The 20,443-nt window shown below is 67.5% G+C and carries 17 protein-coding genes; 12 read left to right on the forward strand and 5 right to left on the reverse strand.

Annotated features, from left to right (window positions below; translation table 11 throughout):
• Positions 1–85: 85 nt before the first annotated feature.
• Entirely contained in the window at positions 86–1,810 is a 1,725-nt protein-coding gene (locus AC1DBD_RS01695; protein ID WP_476925420.1) for a hypothetical protein, read from the reverse strand.
• Complete coding sequence (locus tag AC1DBD_RS01700; RefSeq protein ID WP_476981296.1) at positions 1,807–2,238, reverse strand: hypothetical protein; 432 nt, start codon at positions 2,236–2,238, stop codon at positions 1,807–1,809. Before AC1DBD_RS01700 ends, AC1DBD_RS01695 begins: the two co-directional genes overlap by 4 nt.
• A 380-nt stretch (positions 2,239–2,618) precedes the next feature.
• On the opposite strand from AC1DBD_RS01700, the gene AC1DBD_RS01705 reads away from it, so the two are divergent.
• Positions 2,619–4,079: an amino acid permease gene (locus AC1DBD_RS01705; protein WP_441416851.1), complete on the forward strand. Its 1,461-nt coding sequence runs from the start codon at positions 2,619–2,621 to the stop codon at positions 4,077–4,079.
• 144 nt (positions 4,080–4,223) lie between these two features.
• Here AC1DBD_RS01705 and AC1DBD_RS01710 read toward each other — a convergent pair whose 3' ends face one another.
• Together AC1DBD_RS01710 and AC1DBD_RS01715 are read right to left on the reverse strand one after the other, a co-directional pair.
• On the reverse strand, positions 4,224–4,994 hold the full coding sequence (locus tag AC1DBD_RS01710; protein WP_476925417.1) for a dienelactone hydrolase family protein: 771 nt from the start codon (positions 4,992–4,994) through the stop codon (positions 4,224–4,226).
• A gap of 115 nt (positions 4,995–5,109) precedes the next feature.
• Complete coding sequence (locus AC1DBD_RS01715; RefSeq protein WP_138768393.1) at positions 5,110–5,286, reverse strand: CsbD family protein; 177 nt, start codon at positions 5,284–5,286, stop codon at positions 5,110–5,112.
• A 205-nt stretch (positions 5,287–5,491) separates the two neighbouring features.
• Here AC1DBD_RS01715 and AC1DBD_RS01720 point away from each other — a divergent pair, with 205 nt between their 5' ends.
• The 7 genes from AC1DBD_RS01720 to AC1DBD_RS01750 all read left to right on the forward strand — a co-directional run bounded on the left by AC1DBD_RS01720 (position 5,492) and on the right by AC1DBD_RS01750 (position 13,437).
• Positions 5,492–6,160, forward strand: a complete 669-nt coding sequence (locus AC1DBD_RS01720) for a pentapeptide repeat-containing protein (protein ID WP_441417829.1) — start codon at positions 5,492–5,494, stop codon at positions 6,158–6,160.
• Positions 6,161–6,284: 124 nt separating this feature from the next.
• Positions 6,285–7,496, forward strand: a complete 1,212-nt coding sequence (locus AC1DBD_RS01725; RefSeq protein WP_476925416.1) for a thiolase family protein — start codon at positions 6,285–6,287, stop codon at positions 7,494–7,496.
• On the forward strand, positions 7,496–8,308 hold the full coding sequence (locus AC1DBD_RS01730; RefSeq protein ID WP_476981297.1) for an enoyl-CoA hydratase/isomerase family protein: 813 nt from the start codon (positions 7,496–7,498) through the stop codon (positions 8,306–8,308). The genes AC1DBD_RS01725 and AC1DBD_RS01730 overlap by 1 nt, the downstream gene beginning before the upstream one ends.
• A gap of 52 nt (positions 8,309–8,360) precedes the next feature.
• Complete coding sequence (locus tag AC1DBD_RS01735) at positions 8,361–9,248, forward strand: 3-hydroxyacyl-CoA dehydrogenase family protein (RefSeq protein ID WP_476981298.1); 888 nt, start codon at positions 8,361–8,363, stop codon at positions 9,246–9,248.
• Positions 9,249–9,323: 75 nt separating this feature from the next.
• Entirely contained in the window at positions 9,324–9,959 is a 636-nt protein-coding gene (locus AC1DBD_RS01740) for a GNAT family N-acetyltransferase (RefSeq protein ID WP_441416856.1), read from the forward strand.
• On the forward strand, positions 9,952–10,740 hold the full coding sequence (locus tag AC1DBD_RS01745) for a tyrosine-protein phosphatase (protein ID WP_476981299.1): 789 nt from the start codon (positions 9,952–9,954) through the stop codon (positions 10,738–10,740). The genes AC1DBD_RS01740 and AC1DBD_RS01745 overlap by 8 nt, the downstream gene beginning before the upstream one ends.
• A gap of 9 nt (positions 10,741–10,749) precedes the next feature.
• On the forward strand, positions 10,750–13,437 hold the full coding sequence (locus AC1DBD_RS01750; protein WP_476981300.1) for a S1 family peptidase: 2,688 nt from the start codon (positions 10,750–10,752) through the stop codon (positions 13,435–13,437).
• Positions 13,438–13,519: 82 nt separating this feature from the next.
• On the opposite strand, the gene AC1DBD_RS01755 is transcribed toward AC1DBD_RS01750, so the two are convergent.
• Positions 13,520–15,343 (reverse strand): adenylyl cyclase, encoded by a 1,824-nt coding sequence (locus tag AC1DBD_RS01755; protein ID WP_476981453.1) that lies wholly within the window; start codon positions 15,341–15,343, stop codon positions 13,520–13,522.
• Positions 15,344–15,745: 402 nt separating this feature from the next.
• Here AC1DBD_RS01755 and AC1DBD_RS01760 point away from each other — a divergent pair, with 402 nt between their 5' ends.
• From AC1DBD_RS01760 to AC1DBD_RS01775, 4 genes are read left to right on the forward strand one after another with little or no spacing between them, the layout of a single operon-like run.
• The gene (locus AC1DBD_RS01760) at positions 15,746–17,038 is read left to right on the forward strand and encodes an ABC transporter substrate-binding protein (protein WP_476981301.1); all 1,293 of its coding nucleotides are present in this window, start codon (positions 15,746–15,748) and stop codon (positions 17,036–17,038) included.
• Positions 17,039–17,041: 3 nt separating this feature from the next.
• A complete protein-coding gene (locus AC1DBD_RS01765) occupies positions 17,042–18,031 on the forward strand; it encodes a carbohydrate ABC transporter permease (protein WP_441416859.1) in 990 nt (329 codons plus the stop codon).
• Positions 18,028–18,954: a carbohydrate ABC transporter permease gene (locus tag AC1DBD_RS01770; protein WP_476981302.1), complete on the forward strand. Its 927-nt coding sequence runs from the start codon at positions 18,028–18,030 to the stop codon at positions 18,952–18,954. Before AC1DBD_RS01765 ends, AC1DBD_RS01770 begins: the two co-directional genes overlap by 4 nt.
• A complete protein-coding gene (locus tag AC1DBD_RS01775; RefSeq protein WP_476981303.1) occupies positions 18,951–20,402 on the forward strand; it encodes a glycoside hydrolase family 1 protein in 1,452 nt (483 codons plus the stop codon). The genes AC1DBD_RS01770 and AC1DBD_RS01775 overlap by 4 nt, the downstream gene beginning before the upstream one ends.
• The last annotated feature ends 41 nt before the right edge of the window (positions 20,403–20,443 follow it).

Below are 20,443 nucleotides of genomic sequence, written 5' to 3' on the forward strand. Positions count from 1 at the left end.
AGCCTAGCCCCGCCGCCGAGCGGACACGGCTAACGCCCGGGCCGAGGGCGCCGGGCGTTAGCCGTGTAGCTGCAGAGCCGGGAATCTATCGGAACAGCGCCCCGTAGGTCCCCATGATGATCCGGTCGCCCGGGGTGGACTTGCGGATGTAGTCCACCACCGCCCAGTCATCCAGGGAGATGCAGCCGGCCGTCGGGATCTTGTTCATGTGCAGGAAGATGGCGAAGCCCGCATCCTGGACAATGTTCGGCCGGTTGTAGTTGATGACCACGCCCTGGCGGTAGTAGCCCAGGCTGGCGAACCACCACATGTTCTCGTCCCAGCCAACCCAGGACGAGGACTCGTGGTACTTGTTGTAGGTGGCCGTCCAGGGGTTGCCGCCCCAGCGTGAGCGCGGGTTGAGCGTGCGGTACGAAAGCTTCGTGCCGGGGTTGCCCAGGCCAAAGGCCTCGGTCACGGAGAACGATCCGGTGGGGGAGAACAGGTTCCGGGTGGGGCCGGACGGAACTCCCGGCGGCTTGAACCCGGACTTACCGACGTACCCGTCAGTCCGCCAGTCCGGCACGTACGTCCCGGCGATCTTCATGCAGTACAGGTTGGTCGCATGGTTCAGTCCGTAGCCCTGGGTCCACGTGAGGAGGACCCGGTTCGCGCCGTAGGTGGGGTACTTGGACTTGCCGTTGTTGAGGTTCTGGCACTCCGACATCCCGAAGACCCGGTATCCCGGCTTCACCGTCCAGCCGATGAACCCCCGCTGGAAGGCCTGGATGCACTGCCCCGGAACGCACTTTTCGTTGGCGAGCGGGTAGCCCAGGCTGCTCCGGGTGGCCCCCACCCGGACGTACCGGGCTCCGAGGCCGCCGCGGGAGATCCAGGACCCGGTTGCCGAGGACCAGTAGACGGTTCCGCCCTGGAACCGCTGCAGGCATCCGCCGGCAGCCTGGCCACAGGTCCTGGGGCCGGTGGGATAGCCCATGACGCCGGCTTGCGCGCCGGCCGCCTTCCACCTGGTGTAGATGGTCCCCTTGAGAACCTGGGCGGGGGTCCTCGGGGACCAGAACACCGCTCCATGGGCGAAGAACTGAGAACAGCCCCGCGCCGTCAGCCCGCAGACCTCGGCGGTGGTCGGCAGCCCGAGCCCGGCGGCCTCACCTTGGGCCCGCCACAGGGCGCCGATGGCGCCGCGTGACCAGATCTGCTGGATTCCCTTGGTGGTCCAGGTGAGGAACCGCCCACTGGAAAACTTCTGGATGGTTCCGCCCGTGACCGCGGTTTCGTCCGTGACCGGATAGCCGTAGAGCGCCAAGCCTCCCTGCGCGTGCCAGCGGGGGCCCGTGTGGCCGGCCGTCCGCAGCACCGGGTGCGCGCCGGTTGCAGCGGTCCAGAAGACGGATCCGCCTTCGAACACCTGGCTGCAGACGTCGAGAGAGCAGGCCTGGTTGGCGGTCGGTGCGCCGAGGGCACCGGCTGCGCCCTTCAGCGCAGTCCATTTCGCCTGGATGGCGCCCAGGACAACGACTGACGGCGACGTCGGCTCCTCCGTCGGAGTCGGCGTCGGCGTCGGCGTTGGCTCCGCAACAGTGGAGGTCGGCTCCACGGTGGGCTCCGCCGTCGCTGTCGGGGACGTGCTTAGTTCCGGACCCGGAATGGCGGGGGTCGACGCCGACTCGGTCGGCGCGGCCGTGTCCGTTGCCGTGGGGCTGGCTGTGTCCTGCGGCAGCGGTGCGGTCTCGGCGAAGGCCGGTCCGACCGCCAGCGGTCCGGCCGCGAGCCCGAGCACCACCGCTGAGATGACAAGTAGTTTTTTCATGGCGCATCCTCTACGGAGACGACCGGTGTGCAGGTCCCGGCGCTGTCCTTGGTCTTGGCAAAGTTCGGTGCTGCAATCTCGGCCGACTTGCCGGCAGCGACGGTTTTGGTGATGATCGTGTGCCCTGCCACGGCAGGGCCGGCGGTGACCGCGATTGCCACGGTGAACACTTTGTTCTTGTCGCTGCTGTTGACCAGGGTCCCCGTGAAGGACCACGACCCGTCGGCCGTCGCGCGGCAGATGGGCTCGCGCAAGGCCTCGGGTGCGTTAAGCGAAGTGGAAACATCGGCCGGTTCGGACGCGCTCGGCGCCGGAGATCCTGATGATGATGATGATTGTGCCGGCGTTTCTGCGGTGCTGCTGCCGGTGCTGGGTGTGGCCGGACCGGAACCGCCGCTCGAACACCCTGCCAGTACGAGAAGCAGCACTGCGGGCAGTAGCGCTCTCTGTTTCATAGTCCCCCCTGACTCACGGCACTGCTGCCATGGCCTGCAGTGACGTTGCAGGCGAACCAGCGGGAACGTCCCCGCCGGTTCGCTCAGAGTAATGGAAACCTCGGCCTGACCAGCGCTTTTGCGCCAAAACGTTGTTTTAATTTCGTATTTTCGGCGGTTCCGGGTGTAGCCCGCGTCACGGTGCGGCGCCGAAAGCTAGTACTATGGACGTGCCGCGCGACGCTGCGACCCGTTGTGAGTTTCGGTCTAAAACCCTGCCCGTTTCCTGGGCTCAGGGCACAGGCCGGGTCCGTACTTCTGCTCCCGGAGCCGCCTTCCCGTCGCGGCAATACCCCGACCTACAAGGAACTGTTGTGCCACAAAGTACTTCCACAGACGTTAAGAGCGCGCCGGCGCAATCCGCCGTCGTCGACTCGACCCTCAGCGCCGAGGGCTACAAGAAGTCCCTGAACGGCCGCCAGGTCACCATGATCGCCATGGGCGGCGCAATCGGCGTCGGCCTCTTCATGGGCGCCGGCGGCCGCCTGGCTTCGACCGGCCCCGCGCTGATCTTCTCCTACGCCATTGCGGGCGTCATCGCCTACCTGCTGATGCGCGCCCTTGGCGAGCTCATCATGTACCGCCAGACCTCCGGCTCCTTCGTCAGCTACGCCGGTGAGATGTTCGGCAAGAAGGGTGCCTACCTGTCCGGCTGGATGTACTTCATCAACTGGGCCATGACCGGCATCGCCGAGCTGATCGCGATCGGGCTGTACTTCCAGTTCTTCTTCCCCAACGTGCCGGTGGAGCTGACCGCCATCGCGGCGCTGCTGCTCCTCGTCGGAGTGAATCTGCTGAGCGTCAAGGCGTTTGGCGAGTTCGAGTTCTGGGCCTCCGTCCTCAAGGTCGCGGCCATCCTGATCTTCCTGGCCGTCGGCACCTTCATGGTGGTCACCAACGCCAAGGTCGGCGACGGCCACGCCTCGGTGAACAACCTCTTCGCGGCGGACGGCGGCATGTTCCCCAAGGGCGCCCTCGTGATGATCCTCGTGCTGAACGCCGTGATCTTCGCCTACAACGCCATCGAGCTCGTCGGCATCACCGCCGGCGAGATGGAGGACCCGGCCAAGGAGGTCCCGAAGGCGATCCGCGCCGTCGTGATCCGGATCGTCGTGTTCTACGTCGGGTCGGTGACCCTCCTGGCGATGCTGCTGCCCTCGGACCAGTACAAGGCCGGCACCTCGCCGTTCGTCACCGTCTTCGGCCAGATGGGCCTGCCGTGGATGGGCGACGTTATGAACATGATCGTGATCACCGCCGCACTGTCGTCCTGCAACTCGGGCCTGTACTCGATTGGCCGGATCTTCCGCACCATGGCCAACAACGGGCATGCCCCGCAGTGGCTGACCCGGATGTCCAAGAGCCACGTCCCCTACGCCGCGATCCTGGCGATCGGCTCGGTCTACCTGGTCGGCATCCTGCTCAACATCTGGCTTGGCGGCTCGCACGCCTTCGACCTCGCACTCAACACCGCCTCGATCGGCGTCATCTTCACGTGGGGCTCGATTTTCGCCAGCCAGATCGCGCTGCGCAAGACCAAGGGCAACGTGTCCTCCCTGCCCATGCCGGGCTCACCGTGGACAAGCTGGGCCGGACTGGTGGCCTTGCTGGCCATCACCGTGCTGATCGGCTTCGACACGATGACCAGTAAGACCGGGGAGGTCTTCCCGCTGGGCCTGTGGACCCTGGCGACCATCCCGTTCTTCGCGGTGGTCCTCTGGCTCGGCTGGCAGAAGGTCAAGAACAACGAACCGAAGAGCCAGCTCTTCAGCTAGGGCTCCGGTCCTGAATGACCAACGACGGCGGCGGCCACCCGAACAAGGTGGCCGCCGCCGTCGTTTGTTCCATCGACTGCTCCGTAACGGCCGTTCCGGGGCTGCAAAAGGCACCGTTGGAGCAGCCGATGCGGGATCTGGCGCCTAGTCCTTCAGGTGCCGGGCGAAATGGTCTTCGATCCTGCGCCAGGCCGTGGGTGCGGCCTGCGGATCGGGCCCGACGCCGAGGACGCGGAACAACGGACGCAGCGGCCTGGGTCCCGTTTCCTCATCGTTCAGGAACGAGTGGCCGGCGGTCGCGAATTCCTTGATGTCGTGTTCAACGCCGAGGGACTCAAGCACGGAGGTCAGCCGTGCCGCCGCCCCGGAAAGGGAACGGTCCTTCGCGCCGAAGTTGGCCACGATCGGGCAGGCGCCCGCCAGCGCCGTTTCCGGGTCCTTGGGCAGCCTGCCGTAGTTCACCGCCGCGGCGTCGAAGCCGTCATTGGCCAGCAGCAGGGCGAAGCCGCCGCCCATGCAGAACCCGATGACGCCGATTTTTCCGGTCGTGCGGCCGGAGTCCAACAGCCACTGCCGCGCCGTCGCCAGGTCCGTGAACGCGCGCCCCTGCCCGGCAGCCAGGGAACGCATGGTCGAGACGAGGCAGCGGCGCGCCCCGCCGTCGCTGAACAGGTCCACAGCCAGGGTGAGATAGCCGGCGGCCGCCATCCGCTCTGCGTGCCGGACCGTGATGCCATCCAGGCCGAACGCCTCATGGATCATCAGCACGGCCGGGAAGGGACCGTCCCCTTCCGGTTCCGCCAGGTAGCCGCGGAGCCGGGGGGAGCCGCCGGCGGCGAGGCTGGCCCCGCTGAGGTCGACGTTATGCAGGGCCGGGTCCGGGTCTTCGCCCCGGTTGGCGGCATTCCTGGCCATGGGCACTCCTAGGTCGGGTCGTGCGGGAGTCGTGTTCGGACAGTCTTGCATCCGGGCACAAAAAACGGCGCCGGACATCCCCCAAAGGAATGTCCGACGCCGTCGATTTTTAGGACTAGTCGCGCTTGACGGCGTCCTTGACGTTTTCGCCGACCTTCTTCGCGTCGGCGACGACCTGGTCCTTCTGGCCTTCGGCCTTCAGGCGGTCGTTGTCCGTGGCGTTTCCGGTAGCTTCCTTGGCCTTGCCGCCGAGGTGCTCCGCCTCGTTCTGAATCTTGTCTCCGATACCCATGGTGTACTCCACCTTTCGTTTCCGGTTGAAATTCAACGCAGTTTCACCATAACACGAAGCATGCTTACTAATTCAAGCCCTTTTGCGAGATCATTCGATTCGGTCCGTGCCCAGGGTTTTCGATCCGCCCGGCTAGGCTCGAAACCATGGAGCCCACAACCACCCCTGTCCCAGCCAAGACCGCTGCCAAGGCGGAGTTACAGTGATGGCCAAGCCCTCCGGCGCAGCCAAGGTCACCGCCCCGCGCCTCACGCCGGTCCAGCTGGCGGACCTCGCGGAGGATCCTGCCCCCGATTTCCGCCGCGGGGAGCGCTACGACGGCGTCCGGTACACCCGCGCGGCCGCGGACGGGCTGGAGCTCAGCGGCACGGATTTCGCCGAGTGCGAGTTCTCCGGCGCCTCCTTTAATGAAACCCAGCTGCGCGGCGCGAGTTTCCGCGACTGCGTCCTGGCCGAGATCTACGCCCCGGTCTTCACGGCGGCGCGCTCAAGCCTGCGCGACGTCGAACTCCGCAACCCCCGCTGGGGGTCGGCGGAACTGTATGAAAGCGGCTGGCAGTCGGTGCGGATCGACGGCGGCAAGCTGGACTACGTCAACCTCCGCGGCTCCAAGCTGGTGGACGTGCAGATCAGCGATTGCATCATCAACGAACTGGACCTTGGCTCCTGCACGGCGACCCGGGTGGCGCTGAAGAACTGCACCATCGGCAGCCTGGACTTCAGTGGAGCGCGACTGAAGGACTTCGACCTGCGCGGCACGGAGTTCCGGTCCCTCAGCGGCCTCGGCAGCCTCGCCGGCATCGTGGTCGACGAGCACCAGCTCAGCCTGCTGGCCCCGCTGCTGGCCGGCCACCTGGGCATCACCGTGGCCTGAGTCGACGCCACGTCATCCGGGGCCGTCCGGTTGACCGCCTTGACCCGTTGTGTAATCTTTATAGAACGAACGGTCGGTAATTTACTCTGCTGCCGGCCCTGCTCCCTTGGTGAAGGATGTTCTCATGGTCGAGGCTTTTCTTGTTGGCGGTGCCCGCACTCCCGTGGGACGGTACGGCGGCGCCCTTTCCGCGGTCCGGCCCGATGACCTGGCGGCGCTGGTGGTCCGTGAAGCTGTCGCCCGTGCCGGGATCGACCCGGACGCCATCGACGAGGTCATCCTCGGCAACGCCAACGGAGCCGGCGAGGAGAACCGCAACGTCGCCCGGATGGCCACCATCCTGGCCGGACTACCGCTCCACATCCCCGGCATTACCGTTAACCGGCTCTGCGCCTCCGGCCTGAGCGCCATCATCATGGCCAGCCAGATGATCAAGGCCGGCGCCGCAGATATCGTCATTGCAGGCGGCGTCGAATCCATGAGCCGCGCCCCCTGGGTGCAGGAAAAGCCGCAGACCGCCTTCGCCAAGCCGGGCCAAATTTTCGATACCTCGATCGGCTGGCGCTTCGCCAACCCGCTGTTCCAGAAGGGCGAGCTCTCCCGCGACGGCAAGATGACCTACTCCATGCCGGAGACGGCCGAGGAAGTCGCCCGCGTGGACGGCATTTCCCGCGAGGACGCCGACGCGTTCGCCGTCCGCTCACACGAGCGTTCGCTCGCCGCGATTGCCGCCGGCCGCTTCGCGGACGAAATCGTTCCCGTGACCGTCAAGACGCGCAAGGGCGAGACGGTCGTGGACACCGATGAAGGCCCCCGCGCCGGCACCACCATGGACGTGTTGTCCGGGCTGCGCCCCGTCGTCGCGGGCGGCTCCGTGGTCACCGCCGGCAACTCCTCCACGCTCAACGACGGCGCCTCCGCGATCATCGTCGCCTCCGAGGCCGCGATCCAGAAGCTCGGGCTCACCCCGCGGGCCCGCATCATCGACGGCGCCTCGGCCGGCTGCGAGCCAGAGATCATGGGCATCGGCCCGGTCCCGGCCACCCGGAAGGTCCTCGCCCGAAGCGGGCTCGACGTCGGTGACCTCGGCGCCGTCGAACTCAACGAGGCCTTCGCCACCCAGTCGCTGGCCAGCATGCGCCGGCTCGGCCTCGACCCGGAGATTGTGAACCGCGACGGCGGCGCGATCTCCCTGGGACATCCGCTCGGCTCGTCCGGGTCCCGGATTGCCATCACCCTGCTGGGCCGGATGGAGCGCGAAGACGCCAAAATCGGCCTCGCCACCATGTGCATCGGCGTCGGCCAGGGCACAGCCATGCTGCTGGAGCGCGTCTAGTGGCGGCCCGGTCCGGCGGTCTGGACACCGCAGGCTTCGGCACGCTCCTGGTCGAGGAGCGCGAGGACCGGCTGGTGGTCCTGCTCAACCGCCCGGAGGTCCGCAACGCGATCGACCAGCAGATGGTCGATGAGCTCCACAGCGTCTGCGCGTACCTCGAGCAGACCCCCAAGGTGCTGATCCTTGCCGGCACGGAAGGCGTATTCGCCTCCGGCGCCGACATCGCGCAGCTGCGGGAACGCCGCCGCGACGACGCCCTGCAGGGCATCAACTCCACCATCTTCGTCCGGATCGCCAAGCTGCCGATGCCGGTCATCGCGGCCCTCGACGGCTTCTGCCTGGGCGGCGGCGCCGAATTGGCCTACGCCGCCGACTTCCGGATCGGCACCCCGGGGGTCCGGATCGGCAACCCCGAGACGGGCCTCGGCATCCTCGCCGCCGCCGGGGCCAGCTGGCGCCTCAAGGAGCTGGTGGGGGAGCCGGTGGCCAAGGACATCCTCCTGGCCGGCGCAGTACTCCGCGCCGACCGGGCGCTCGCGGTCGGGCTCATCACCGAGGTGCACGAACCCGCGGAGCTGATGGACGCCGCCCACGCGCTGGCGGACCGGATCGCGCAGCAGGACCCGCTCGCGGTGCGGATCACCAAGTCCGTGTTCCATGCCCCGGCTGAGGCGCACCCGCTGATCGACCAGCTGGCGCAGGGCATCCTCTTCGAATCGCAGGCGAAGTTCGACCGTATGCAGGCTTTCCTGGACAAGAAATCGGACAAGAAATCAGCCCGAGAGTCAGCCCAAGAGTCGGCCGCGAAGTGAGCAAGAAGCCAGCCGCCACGCCAGGCCCCAATCCAGACCGGAAGAAGTAGATATGAGCAACTCGGTACTCCCCGCCAACCTGCCTGCAACTGGCCTTCCCGACTTTGTTGGGGTGCTCGGCGGCGGACGGATGGGCGCGGGCATCGCCCATGCCTTCCTGATCAACGGCGCCAACGTGCTCGTCGTCGAGCGTGACGAGGAGTCCGCCGAGGCGGCCCGCGAGCGCGTGGAGTCCGCGGCGGCCAAGAGTATCGAGCGCGGCGCCACCGACGGCAACCTCGACGAGATGGTCTCCCGCCTCTCCGTGACCGTGGACTATGAGGACTTCAAGGACCGGCAGTTGGTCATCGAGGCCGTACCCGAGGACTGGGACCTGAAGGTGGCCTCGCTGCGCGGGATCGAGGAGCGGCTCGCCACGGACGCGTACCTCGCCTCCAACACCTCCTCGCTCTCCGTCAACGGCCTGGCCCGCGAGCTGAAGCGCCCGCAGAACTTCCTGGGCCTGCACTTTTTCAACCCGGTTCCCGCGTCCACCCTGATCGAGGTCGTCCTCGGCGAGCAGACAAGCGGGGCCCTCGCCCAGGCCGCCCGCGGCTGGGTCGAAGCGCTCGGCAAGACCGCCGTCGTCGTCAATGACGCCCCGGGCTTCGCCTCCTCGCGGCTGGGCGTCGCAATCGCCCTCGAGGCGATGCGCATGGTCGAGGAAGGCGTCGCCTCGGCCGAGGACATCGACAACGCCATGGTCCTGGGCTACAAACACCCGACCGGTCCGCTGCGCACCACCGACATCGTCGGCCTCGACGTCCGGCTCGGCATCGCCGAGTATCTGGCCTCCACCCTGGGCGAGCGCTTTGCGCCACCGCAGATCCTCCGGGACAAGGTGGCCCGCGGCGAACTCGGACGCAAGACCGGCCAGGGCTTCTTCGACTGGACCGCCTGAGCCGGTCCCGGACGGATGCTCATTGGGGGATCCGTCCGGGCGCCAGCGAGGGGCCGGCATGCCTAGGATGGTGCGGTGACTACCGCCCCGCCGCGCATTGAACCCATCACCCTCACCGGCCAGCACGTGGTGCTGGAACCGCTGAGCCATGCCCACCACGACGGCCTGGTGGAGGCAGTCCGGGACGGCGAGCTCTGGAAACTCTGGTACACGTCCGTCCCCGCCCCGGAGGCCATGGCGGCCGAGATCGATCGACGGCTGGCCCTGCAGCAGGCAGGCTCGATGCTGCCGTTCACCACCCGGCTGCTTGACCCGGCCACCGGCGGCCCCGGGAAAGTGATCGGCATGACCACCTACATGAACATCGACGCCGCCACACCCCGGGTGGAGATCGGTTCCACCTGGAACGCCGCCTCCGCGCAGGGCAGCGGCAGCAACCCGGACTCAAAGCTGTTGCTGCTCCGTCATGCCTTCGAGACGCTCGGCTGCCCCGCCGTCGAATTCCGCACGCACTGGCTCAACCACCAGTCCCGCGAGGCGATTGCCCGGCTGGGCGCCAAACAGGACGGCGTGCTGCGCAGCCACAGCCGCACGGCCGACGGCGTGCTGCGCGACACCGTGGTGTTTTCCATCCTCGAACATGAATGGCCGATGGTACGCAGCGGCCTGGAGTTCCGGCTGGGGAAGCGGCGGGACGAGTCCCGTGGCTAGCCGGCCGGAGGGCGGCACCGTGAAGCCCATGAACTGGGACGGGGCCGTCAACAGCGACGGGTCTGTCACTTGGGACGGGGCCGTCAACAGCGACGGGTCTGTCACTTGGGACGGGGCCGTCAACGCGTGGCATGTTGCGGGCAGCGTGTACCGGATGGGCCGCCGCGAATGGCTCACCGAGACCGGCTGGCAGCAGGCATACGACGGCGGCATCCGGACCGTGATCGACCTCCGCAACCCGGATGAGATCCGCCGCCGCGACACCGATCCACGGGTGGGCGAGGCGACCCTGGCGGCGTTCGACGTCGTGCACGCCCCCACCGAGGATCCCGGCAACGCTGAATTCCGCGCGCTCTGCGTTCCTTACCTGAACAACCCGGCGTCCTATCCGGACAACGCCAGGATCTTCCCCGGCAAGCTCGCCGCAGTGTTCAGGGCCGTCGCGGCAGCCCCCGGCGGCGTCGTGATCCACTGTTCGGCCGGCCGGGACCGCAGCGGCATGATCGCCGCCATGCTCCAGGACCTCGCCGGAGCCGGGGAGGACGCCATCGCCCTGTCCTACGCACGCGCCATGCGGGGCATCAACGAGCACCACCGGCTGTCCGCAACCCCGCATCCGCATGAGCGGTACCTGCCCGAGGAGATCCTCGCGCCACTGATCGAGGCGCGCCAGGAAAGCCTCCTGCGCTTTGTGCGGCAGCTGAAAACTGCCGAATTTTTGGGCCACAATGGGGTAACGGTTCCTGAGTTGACTGCCATCCGGGGCAAATTGGGGCACTAGAGTAACCGGGTGAAGACTCCCACGTACGCGCTGGTAATCCGGGCAGCTGCGGCTGTCGCCGTGGCGCTCGCGGGGTCGTCTGTGGCTGTCCCCGCCTTGGCAGAGGCCGGGTCCCCTAATCCCGCTACGGCGTCCCCTTCCCCTTCGCCCAGCCCCACTTCGGAGGCGGCCCTCGCGCCGACGGCGCCGGTTGAACCCGCTGCGTCCTCGCCAGAACCGGGCATCAGCGACGCCGGGCTCGCCGAGGCGATCCGACGGGACCTGGGCATGACCCTGGCGGAGTTCAACGCCGCCGGAGCGCAGGCCAAGCGGGCCGCCGAGGCTGCACCCTCCCTGCGCGGCCTGCCTGGCTATGTCGGGATTGTCCTGCGGGACGGAAAAATCGTGGTCGAAGGCTCCGGCGTGGAGCTCCAAGCCCGGATCGACGAACTGAACCAGGCCGGCCCGGCGGAATTCGCGCTCGAGGCGCCCGCGCTGAAGACTTCCGCGCTGGCCGCTCCCACGGGACCAGGCGCCACGCCGGCCGCAGCCGTGAAGCCGGAACTCGTCGCCGGCAGTGCCGAGCAGCTCTTCCAGGCGTATGTCCGTGAGGTCGGTCCTGCCGGGCTGCAGGCTGTGGCTTACGCCGACGGCCACTTCATAGTCCGCACCGGCGGCACCAACACAGCCGAGGCGTGGACCTCGGCGGCCCTGGCGCCCGGCAGCCTCGACCCGGCGCCGGCGCCCGCCCCCGGAAAGATCTCGGCCGCAGCTTTCGTGTCCCGCTACGCCAACGTGAAACTGGAAAAGGGCGCTCCGATCAAGACCGAAGACGACTACTTCGGCGGGCAGGGTTACGTGATCGACAAGATGACGATCTGCTCTGCCGGCTTCGGGGCTTTTGATCCCGCCGGCCTGCCGCTGGTGCTGACTGCCGGGCACTGCGCCGAAGATGGAACGGCGGCAAAGGCCGACGTCGAGCCGCCCACCGCGGCGCCGGCCGGCGGAGCGACCACCTCGCTGCCGGCCGTTCTCGAACCCCTGGGATCGTTCGGGTTCAGCCAGTTCGGCGGACCCGATAACTCGCCGATCACCGGTGCAGAGTCGAGTCCGGGCAACATCGGCACCGACATTGCCGTGATCAAGGATTTGCGGCCCGGGCTCAAGGTGCAGCCCTCCGCCACTACGTGGAAGACCCCGGCCAACCCGGGACAAACCTCCGTCAAGATCATTGGCACCGCAGCGCCGTACCAGGGCCAGGCTGTCTGCCGGTCCGGCCGCACCACCGGATGGTCCTGCGGCGAGGTAGCGGAAACCGGCGTCTACGTGGTGGGAGGACGCACCACCGCGGCAGGAGATTTGAGGGCCTTCAAGGGCTTCTTGTCCTATGACGTCCAATCCAGCGGTGGAGACTCCGGGGGGCCCTGGATCAGCGGAAACTTTGCCGTCGGCACACACTCCGCCGGGGAACCCCGGGGCGCGGCGCAGAACTTTGCGGTCGCGACAACGCTCGACGATGCGCTGGGCTCCATTCCTGGCCCCGTCCAGCTCCAGCTGTTCTTGAACAAGCCCGAGCGGACCGGGGAAGCCGGCGGCGCGGAAGTGGTCGCCGGGGACCTGGTCAAGGGCCGCGTTCCGGCCGAGCCAAGTACCTCGCTGCCGGCCGATACCAAGGTACGCATCGCCATTACGGCGCCCCACACCTTGGCCGGGCAGACCCTTGAGGTCCCGGTGGGGCCCTCGGGGAACTGGGCGTTCCCGGCCCCGCTGCCCGCCGGGCCGCTCACCTTCACGGCTACGACGCTCAACGGCTTCAGCCGGTCCGCGCCGGCGTCGTTCACAGTGACGGTGGCCCCTGCCGCCCTTGACGCCCCCACGCTGACGACGCCAGCCGGCAACCCTGTTGTGTCGCTCACCCGGATCGACGGCACCGGGATGCCCGGAGCCGCGGTGACCTTGTCGGGAGAGGTGGACGGCGCCGGAACAGTGCCGTTCGACGGCCACTGGACGGTGCGTCTGGACCACCCGGCGCCCTACGGCAGGGTGGACGTAGCGGCCGTGCTCTCGACGTCAGGGGTGCCGGACAGCCCCGCCGCCGCAGCAACCTTTACGGTCCGGCCACCCTCCCCGGCCGTCTCCGGCATCGCCGACGGCGCGCAGATCCGCAGCGACACCCCTCCGTGGACTATCCAAGGAACCGGCGTCGAGGGCGCCGAGGTGAAAGCGCTGATTGACGGAACACCTATGGCCGCTCAGGCCAGCGGTGGAGCGGCGACCGGTTCCCGGACCGTTACCCTGGCCCTGCCGCAATTGGTGGTGTCGGAAGGGCGATGGAGCGTACCCTTCCCGGCCCACCTGGCTCCCGGCCGCCACACCTTGTCAGTTACCCAGTCGGTCGACGGGGTCACCTCGGCGCCGCGGCAGGTGGAGTTCACAATTCTGGCGGCACCGGCGGCACCGGCGGCACCGGCGGCCACGGCGGAGCCCGGAACTCCCGCCGACCCGGCCGAGCCCGGCCCCCCGGCTGAGGCTGCCGCCCCGGCGGCCGCGAACGGCGCCGACGGGACGGTGGTGACGGCCGGCTCCGGCCAACTCGCGGACACCGGGGCCGGGACAATCCTGACGACAGTCGGCGTTGCCGCCGGCGCGATGCTGGTCGGCGCCGTTCTCCTAGTCGGAATCCAGGTGGCCGGTGTGCGGCGGCGCACCATCCGCTAAGCGCTGCAGGGCGACGCCGGACGGTGCGTTAGCTGCGCCGGTGCCGGCGGGCGGGGCCGGAAGGCTCCCGCCCGCAGGCGTCCTAACCGAAATCGGCGACGTAGCTGGGCACCCCCACCGCGTCTGTCGAGACGGCTGCGCCGGTGTCATTGACGACGTGGTCCAGGGTCCCGGCGCCGAGGTTGACCGTCAGCAGGCCATGCAGCTTCACGCCGGGCGTTACCGGCACTTCGAATCCGCGGGTGGCGTGGATCGTGGGGTCGACGTTGTTGTAGACGTAGCTGCCGCCGCCCCAGAGTTCGTGCGTCCGAACCGAGTCGGCGACCTTGTAACCAGCCCAGCCCAGCACGCCGTCGTGCTGCCAGGCGGCCTGGTTGGGCGCGTCGTAAGGCAGTTCGTTCTGGAAGAAAATCGTCTTCCCGCGTTCGCCGTTCCAGATCACGTTGTACTGCTGGTAGTGCTCGACGAACAGGCCGGTGGCGGTGACGTTGTCGCCGTTGATGATGACGCCGTTGTCTGCGGTGTTCGTAGTCCAGCCCACGCCGTTTCCGTGGTCGGCGCGCCAGGCCCAGATGTGGTCCAGGAGCACGTCGTCACTGTTGACCTCCAGGCTCAGCGAGGCCTTGCCGAGGTGGGGCCCGCCGATCCGGAAGAAGACATCGTGGAGGGTGGTGGGGTTGGCGGGATCGCTCCAGCCGTTGTGGGCGCGGGCGTTGCCTTTTGCGGCACGCTGGGTGCCAACGCGAAGCAGTGCCGGTGAATTCTTCTCGCCGGCGTCCACGGTGACGGCGGCAATTTCGACGCCGGGGACATCCGCGACCGTCAGCGGCACGGAACCGTCGACGGCGGTGAGGGTGGCCATGCCGAGTCCGAGGACGACGGTGTTGGCACGCTTGACTTCGATGCTTCGATCAATGTCGTAGACACCCGGGGTCAGCAGCAGGTTCTTGCCGCGGGCCAGTTGGGAGTTGATGGTCTGAACGGAATCGGTAGGCCTGGCCACGAAGAAGTCGGACAGGGGGAGGCTGCGGCCCGCCGTCGGGCCGTTTTCCCACGTGGTTCCTGCGGAATCCTTGCGCACCGAGGGAACAACAACGTTGTACCCTCCGCCGGAATCCAGCACCAGGTACGGCTTCTCGCGGCTGACCGGGGTGCTGGCCAGTGTGGTGTATGGCGGGTTCGGGAAGGACTGGGCCGGAGCCCCGTTCACCCCGGAGAAGACCTGGTTCCAGACGCCGTTGGACCAGCTGCCAATGCTGCTGTCGCGGACCAGGTATTGCTGCTGCGAACCGTTGATGACCGTGCCGGCTTTTGAATCGGAAATGAAGCCGCCGCTGGCGTACTGCGGGCCGGCGGTGCAGTAGTCCATCAGGGAGAGGTTGCCGCCGGTGATGTTGACCCGCCGCATGGGCGATGCCTGCGAAGCCGCCCAGAAGTTCGCCGAGCTGCGGCAGCCCTCCAGACCGGTGACATTGATGGTGAGGTTGGAGACGGAGCGCCAGAAGTTGTTCAGGGCGATGCAGTTGTCCGCGGTCAGGCACCGGTTGTACGTGTCCACATGGCCGTTGATGGTGACGTCCGTGGGTGAGGCGCCCAGGCCGGCCACTTCGGTCGAATAGCCCACCTGGATGATCAGCGGCGTTTCCGGGCTGCCATAGGTGCCGGGCTTGAACAGCAGGGAATAACGGTTGGTGCCCATCTCGTCGTCGACCTGTTTGGCCGCTATGGCGTCCACCTCGGCCTGGATGGCGGCCACCGGCATGCCGGGATCGAAGATCCGCACGTTGGGGCCGAAGTCGGGGGGCGGCGCGGGCGTGGTCTTCGCCTGGTTCACTGCCGGGTTCATCGCCGGGGGCGGAGCGGCGTTGGCGGCGGGGGCGGCTGCGGCGCCCAGCACGCCAAGCATCACCGCTACCGCGCCGGCCAGCAGCCGTCTCTGGTGGTGCGTTGGCGCCCGGAACGACGTGGATTGGGCCGCGCGGTGGCGGCGGAGGTGGGCTAGCGGCATTGCTTGTCCTGCTCTCGTTGGGGTGCGGTTTTGCACGGGCTGTGGAGTGGAGCAAAAGGGAATCAGGCGCCCCGCTGCCGGGAAGGGCACGGTGTGGGAGCGCTCCCGCCGGGAAGCCTAACACCGGCCTCAAGGCCCGGCAAGGGCCCCGATTCCGCCAAGGGCGCCACCTTGACAATTCATTGTGATGTGCGACACCATGCTTGTGGGAGCGCTCCCATGCGAGTCACGGGAGCGCTCCCAGCTCTGGGCGCATCGCCCCGCACTCTTCGTGCCATACCCTGACAAAGGAGTCCCCGCGTGAAATTTCCCCGCAAGCTCGCCGCCCTGTCGGCGTCGGCTGCCTGCCTCACCCTTGCCCTGAGCGCCTGCGGAGCAGACGCCCCCAAAGCCGCGGCACCCACCGGCGAGACGGGGAAGGAGCCTGTAACCCTCACCCTCGCCACGTTCAACGAGTTCGGCTACGAGAGCTTGCTCAAGGAGTACGAATCACTCAACCCCAACGTCAAGATCCAGCACAAGAAAGCCGCCACCACCAACGAAGCGCGCGACAACCTGACCACCCGCCTGGCGGCGGGATCGGGCCTCTCGGACCTCGAAGCTATCGAGGTTGACTGGCTCTCCGAACTCAAGCAGTATCCGGACCAGTTCGTGGACCTGAAGGATCCCGCCGTCGAAGGCCGCTGGCTGGACTGGAAGACCGAGGCGGCGACCACGCAGGACGGCCGCCTGATCGGCTACGGCACAGACTCCGGTCCCGAGGCTGTCTGCTACAACTCGGCACTGCTCAAGGCGGCAGGACTGCCGACGGACCGCGAATCCGTCGCCAAGATGCTCGGCACCACCTGGGACAGCTACTTCGACGCCGGCAAGAAGTTTGTCGCCGCGAAGACCGGCGCGGCCTGGTTCGATTCCGCCGGAGCCATCTACCAGGGCATGAGCAACCAGCTGGAAAAGGCCTACGAAAACGAGGACGGCACTGTCATTGCCGCCGAGAACCCCGCCGTCAAGGACGTCTACACCAAGGTCCTCAACGCCTCGACGAAGGACAACCTCTCCGCGCACCTGGGCCAGTGGAGCAACGACTGGGTGGCCGGTTTCCAGTCCCAGAAGTTCGCCACCACCCTCTGCCCGGGCTGGATGCTCGGTGTGATCGAGGGCAACGCCACCGGCGTCAAGGGCTGGGACGTCGCCAACGTCTTCCCCGGCGGCGGCGGAAACTGGGGAGGTTCGTACCTGACCGTGCCGGCGCAGGGCAAGCACCAGGCCGAAGCCAAGAAGCTCGCCGCCTGGCTGACCGCCCCGGAGCAGCAGATCAAGGCCTTCACCGCCAAGGGCAACTTCCCGAGCCAGGTCAAGGCGCTCGACAGCGAGGCTCTGCTGGGGCAGACCAACAAGTTCTTCAACAATGCCCCCACCGGAAAGATCTTCGCCGAGCGGGCCAAGGCCGTGGGCGCCACCCCGTTCAAGGGCCCGAAGTTCTTTGCCATCAACGACGCCATGCAGCAGGCCCTCACCCGCGTGGACGTGGACAAGAAGGACGACGCCGAGTCCTCCTGGGCGAAGTTCCTCACCGCTGTGAAGTCCCTGTAGGTCATGTCGGTAACGGACCGGGTCAGGCCCCAGAGCCAACTGGCTGACGAGGAGATACCCGGCAAGAGGAGCGTCCGGCGGCTCGCGTTCTCGCAACGGATGTCACGGTGGGACGTCAAACTTTCGCCCTACCTCTACATCTCGCCGTTCTTCCTGCTGTTTGCCCTCACGGGACTCTTTCCGCTGCTCTACACAGCCTGGGTGTCCCTGCACAACTGGAACCTGATCGGCGGGCAGGGCAAGTTCGTCGGGACGGAGAACTTCGGCTTCGTCCTCGCGCAGCCGTACTTCTGGAATGCGGTAGGAAACACGCTGAGCATCTTCTTGCTTTCGTCCGTGCCGCAGGTGGTGCTGGCGCTGCTGATCGCGGCCGCGCTGGACGCCAACCTCCGGGCCAGAACATTCTGGCGGATGGGCGTCCTGGTGCCCTTTGTCGTCGCCCCGGTGGCGGTCGGGCTGATCTTCAACAACCTGTTCGCCGACCAGTTTGGCCTCGTGAATGAGCTGTTGGCACTCGTCGGCCTTGACCCGGTCCGCTGGCACTCCGAGCAACTCGCCAGCCACATTGCCATCGCCACGATGGTGAATTTCCGCTGGATCGGTTACAACGCACTGATCTTCCTTGCCGCCATGCAGGCCATCCCCCGCGATGTCTTCGAAGCCGCCACCATCGACGGCGCCGGCCGGGTCAGGCAGTTCCTGTCCGTGACGGTTCCGATGCTCCGGCCCACCGTGATTTTCGTGGCCATCACGTCCACGATCGGCGGGCTGCAGATTTTCGACGAGCCGCGGGTGTTCGACCAGTCCGGGCTCGGCGGCGCCGACCGGCAGTGGCAGACGCTGACCATGTACATCTGGGAACTGGGCTGGGGACAGCGCAATTTCGGCAGGGCATCTGCGGTCGCGTGGCTGCTTTTCCTGATGATTGTGCTGATTGCCCTCCTGAACTATCTACTCACACGGCGTATCGCCAGCCAGGGAGGCCGCAAATGAGCTCCATCCCCATGATCCGGCAAACCGCCGGCAAAGGTGCGGCCAAGGCGGCGGCCAAGCGGCCGAACCGCATAACCGGCCGGCCGCGCAACCGGGGCGGCGCAGGCGGTCAGCGCCGTCCCGGGGCGCTGACCTACAGTGTCCTCGGCACGGTCCTGCTGGCGTCGCTGTTCCCGCTGTATTGGTCGTTCCTGGTGGGCAGCCATGACAGCACGGTGCTCAGTCGCGGTGTCCCGGTCCTGCCGGGAGGGAACTTCTTGGCCAACGCCGCGAAAGTCTTCGACAGCATCCCGTTCTGGAAGGCCATGGGCAACAGCGTCCTGGTGTCCACGGTCACGGCCGCCTCGGTGGTGGTTTTCTCCACCCTGGCGGGCTTCGCGTTCGCGAAGTTGCGCTTCCGGGGCAGCAAGGGGCTTCTGGTCTTCGTGATCGCCACAATGGCGGTGCCCACCCAGCTGGGCGTGGTTCCGCTGTTCATTGTGATGGCCAAGCTGGGTTGGACCGGTTCCCTCTGGGCGGTGATCCTCCCCGGCGTGGTGACGGCCTTCGGGGTGTTCTGGATGACCCAGTATCTACGGGACGCCCTCCCGGACGAACTCATTGAGGCCGTCCGGGTGGACGGGGCCTCCATGATCCAGGCCTTTTGGTATGTCGGCTTCCCCGCGGCGCGACCGGCCGCGGCGATGCTGGCGCTTTTCACTTTCGTCGCGACCTGGACCAACTTCTTCTGGCCTTTCATTGTGCTGGACCCTTCCAACCCGACCCTCCCGGTGGCGCTGCAGCTGCTGCAGGCCGCACACTTTGTCGACTATTCGGTGGTGCTGGCAGGTGCCGTCCTGGCCACCGTCCCGCTGCTGCTGCTCTTCATCGCCGCCGGTCGCCAACTCGTTTCAGGAATTATGCAAGGAGCAGTCAAAGGATGAGCACCACCGAGCTAACTTTCCCCGACGGATTCCTCTGGGGCGCGGCCACGGCCGCCTACCAGATCGAAGGAGCCGCCCACACCGGAGGGCGGAAGGACTCGATCTGGGACACCTTCGCCCGGGTTCCGGGCGCCGTGGCAGACGGCCACAACGGTGACGTGGCGTGCGACCACTACCACCGCTCGGGCCAGGACGTGGAGTTGATGACGTCGCTGCACCTAAAGGCGTACCGTTTCTCGACGTCGTGGGCACGGTGCATGCCCGACGGCAGGACGCCGAACCCCGAGGGGATCGCGTTCTACTCCCGTCTGGTGGACGAACTCCTCGCCGCAGGCATCACACCCTGGCTGACGCTATACCACTGGGACCTGCCGCAGGCCCTGGAGGATGAGGGAGGCTGGGCCAACCGCGAGACCGCCCGGCTGTTTGCGGACTACGCGGCCGTGATGCACGAGGCCCTCGGCGACCGGGTCCGCATCTGGACCACGCTCAACGAGCCGTGGTGTTCGGCGTTCCTCGGCTACGCCGCGGGCGTCCACGCCCCGGGACGGCAGGAACCGCGGGCAGCCCTCGCCGCTGCCCACCATCTCCTGCTCGGGCACGGGCTCGCCGCCAGGGAACTGCGCCGGCGTGATCCGGCAGCGAGCCTTGGCATCACCCTGAACCTCACTGTCGCCGATCCTGCCGACCCCGGCTCCGCGGAGGACCGCGATGCGGCCCGCCGGATCGACGGGCTGCACAACCGGATCTTCCTCGACCCGATCTTCCGTGGCCAGTACCCCGCGGACGTGCTGGACGACGTCGCCGGATTCGGCTTCGGCACCGTGGTGCAGGACGGTGATCTGGCTGTCATCTCGGCGCCCGTGGATTTGCTGGGGGTCAACTATTACCAGGGCGAGGCGCTGACCAAGGCGGCGGCAGCCGAAGAACGGGTCCAACCGGACACCGTGACCACCACGGCGCAGGCCGCCCCGGCGTCGGCCGACAGGCGTGAGGCAACGCCGTTCGTTTCCGCGGAGGACGTGCACTCCGTGCCGCGCGGGTTGCCGGTGACGGGGATGGGCTGGGAGGTGCAGCCCGAGGGGCTGTACCGGTTGCTGACCCGGCTGCAGCTTGAGTACACCGGCCCGGCCGGCATCCCGATCTACATGACGGAAAACGGCGCCGCGTACCCGGACGCTCCCGACGCCGACGGCTTCGTCGACGACCAGGAGCGGTTGGCCTTTTTCGACGCGCACCTGCGCGCAGTGCGCTCCGCGATCGACGCCGGCGCCGACGTCCGCGGCTACCTCGCCTGGTCGCTGCTGGACAACTTCGAGTGGGCGTACGGCTATCACCAGCGTTTTGGTCTGGTCCGGGTGGACTATCAAACCCAGCAGCGGATCCCGAAGGCCAGCGGACTCTGGTACTCGGGGGTGGCGGCGGCGAACGCCCTGCCGGCACGGTAGGGCCCGTCCCTGCGGAGACCGGGCATGTCGTATTCTCAAAG

This window comes from Arthrobacter sp. 10T419, assembly GCF_056394105.1.

Bases quoted from the DNA above. Each gene is read 5' to 3' on its own strand.
- AC1DBD_RS01720 (WP_441417829.1), top strand. From the start codon at position 5,492: ATGGCCAAGCCCTCCGGCGCAGCCAAGGTCACCGCCCCGCGCCTCACG.
- AC1DBD_RS01715 (WP_138768393.1), bottom strand. From the start codon at position 5,286: ATGGGTATCGGAGACAAGATTCAGAACGAGGCGGAGCACCTCGGCGGC.
- AC1DBD_RS01755 (WP_476981453.1), bottom strand. From the start codon at position 15,343: ATGCTTGGCGTGCTGGGCGCCGCAGCCGCCCCCGCCGCCAACGCCGCT.
- AC1DBD_RS01735 (WP_476981298.1), top strand. From the start codon at position 8,361: ATGAGCAACTCGGTACTCCCCGCCAACCTGCCTGCAACTGGCCTTCCC.
- AC1DBD_RS01775 (WP_476981303.1), top strand. From the start codon at position 18,951: ATGAGCACCACCGAGCTAACTTTCCCCGACGGATTCCTCTGGGGCGCG.
- AC1DBD_RS01770 (WP_476981302.1), top strand. From the start codon at position 18,028: ATGAGCTCCATCCCCATGATCCGGCAAACCGCCGGCAAAGGTGCGGCC.
- AC1DBD_RS01695 (WP_476925420.1), bottom strand. From the start codon at position 1,810: ATGAAAAAACTACTTGTCATCTCAGCGGTGGTGCTCGGGCTCGCGGCC.
- AC1DBD_RS01725 (WP_476925416.1), top strand. From the start codon at position 6,285: ATGGTCGAGGCTTTTCTTGTTGGCGGTGCCCGCACTCCCGTGGGACGG.
- AC1DBD_RS01710 (WP_476925417.1), bottom strand. From the start codon at position 4,994: ATGGCCAGGAATGCCGCCAACCGGGGCGAAGACCCGGACCCGGCCCTG.
- AC1DBD_RS01765 (WP_441416859.1), top strand. From the start codon at position 17,042: ATGTCGGTAACGGACCGGGTCAGGCCCCAGAGCCAACTGGCTGACGAG.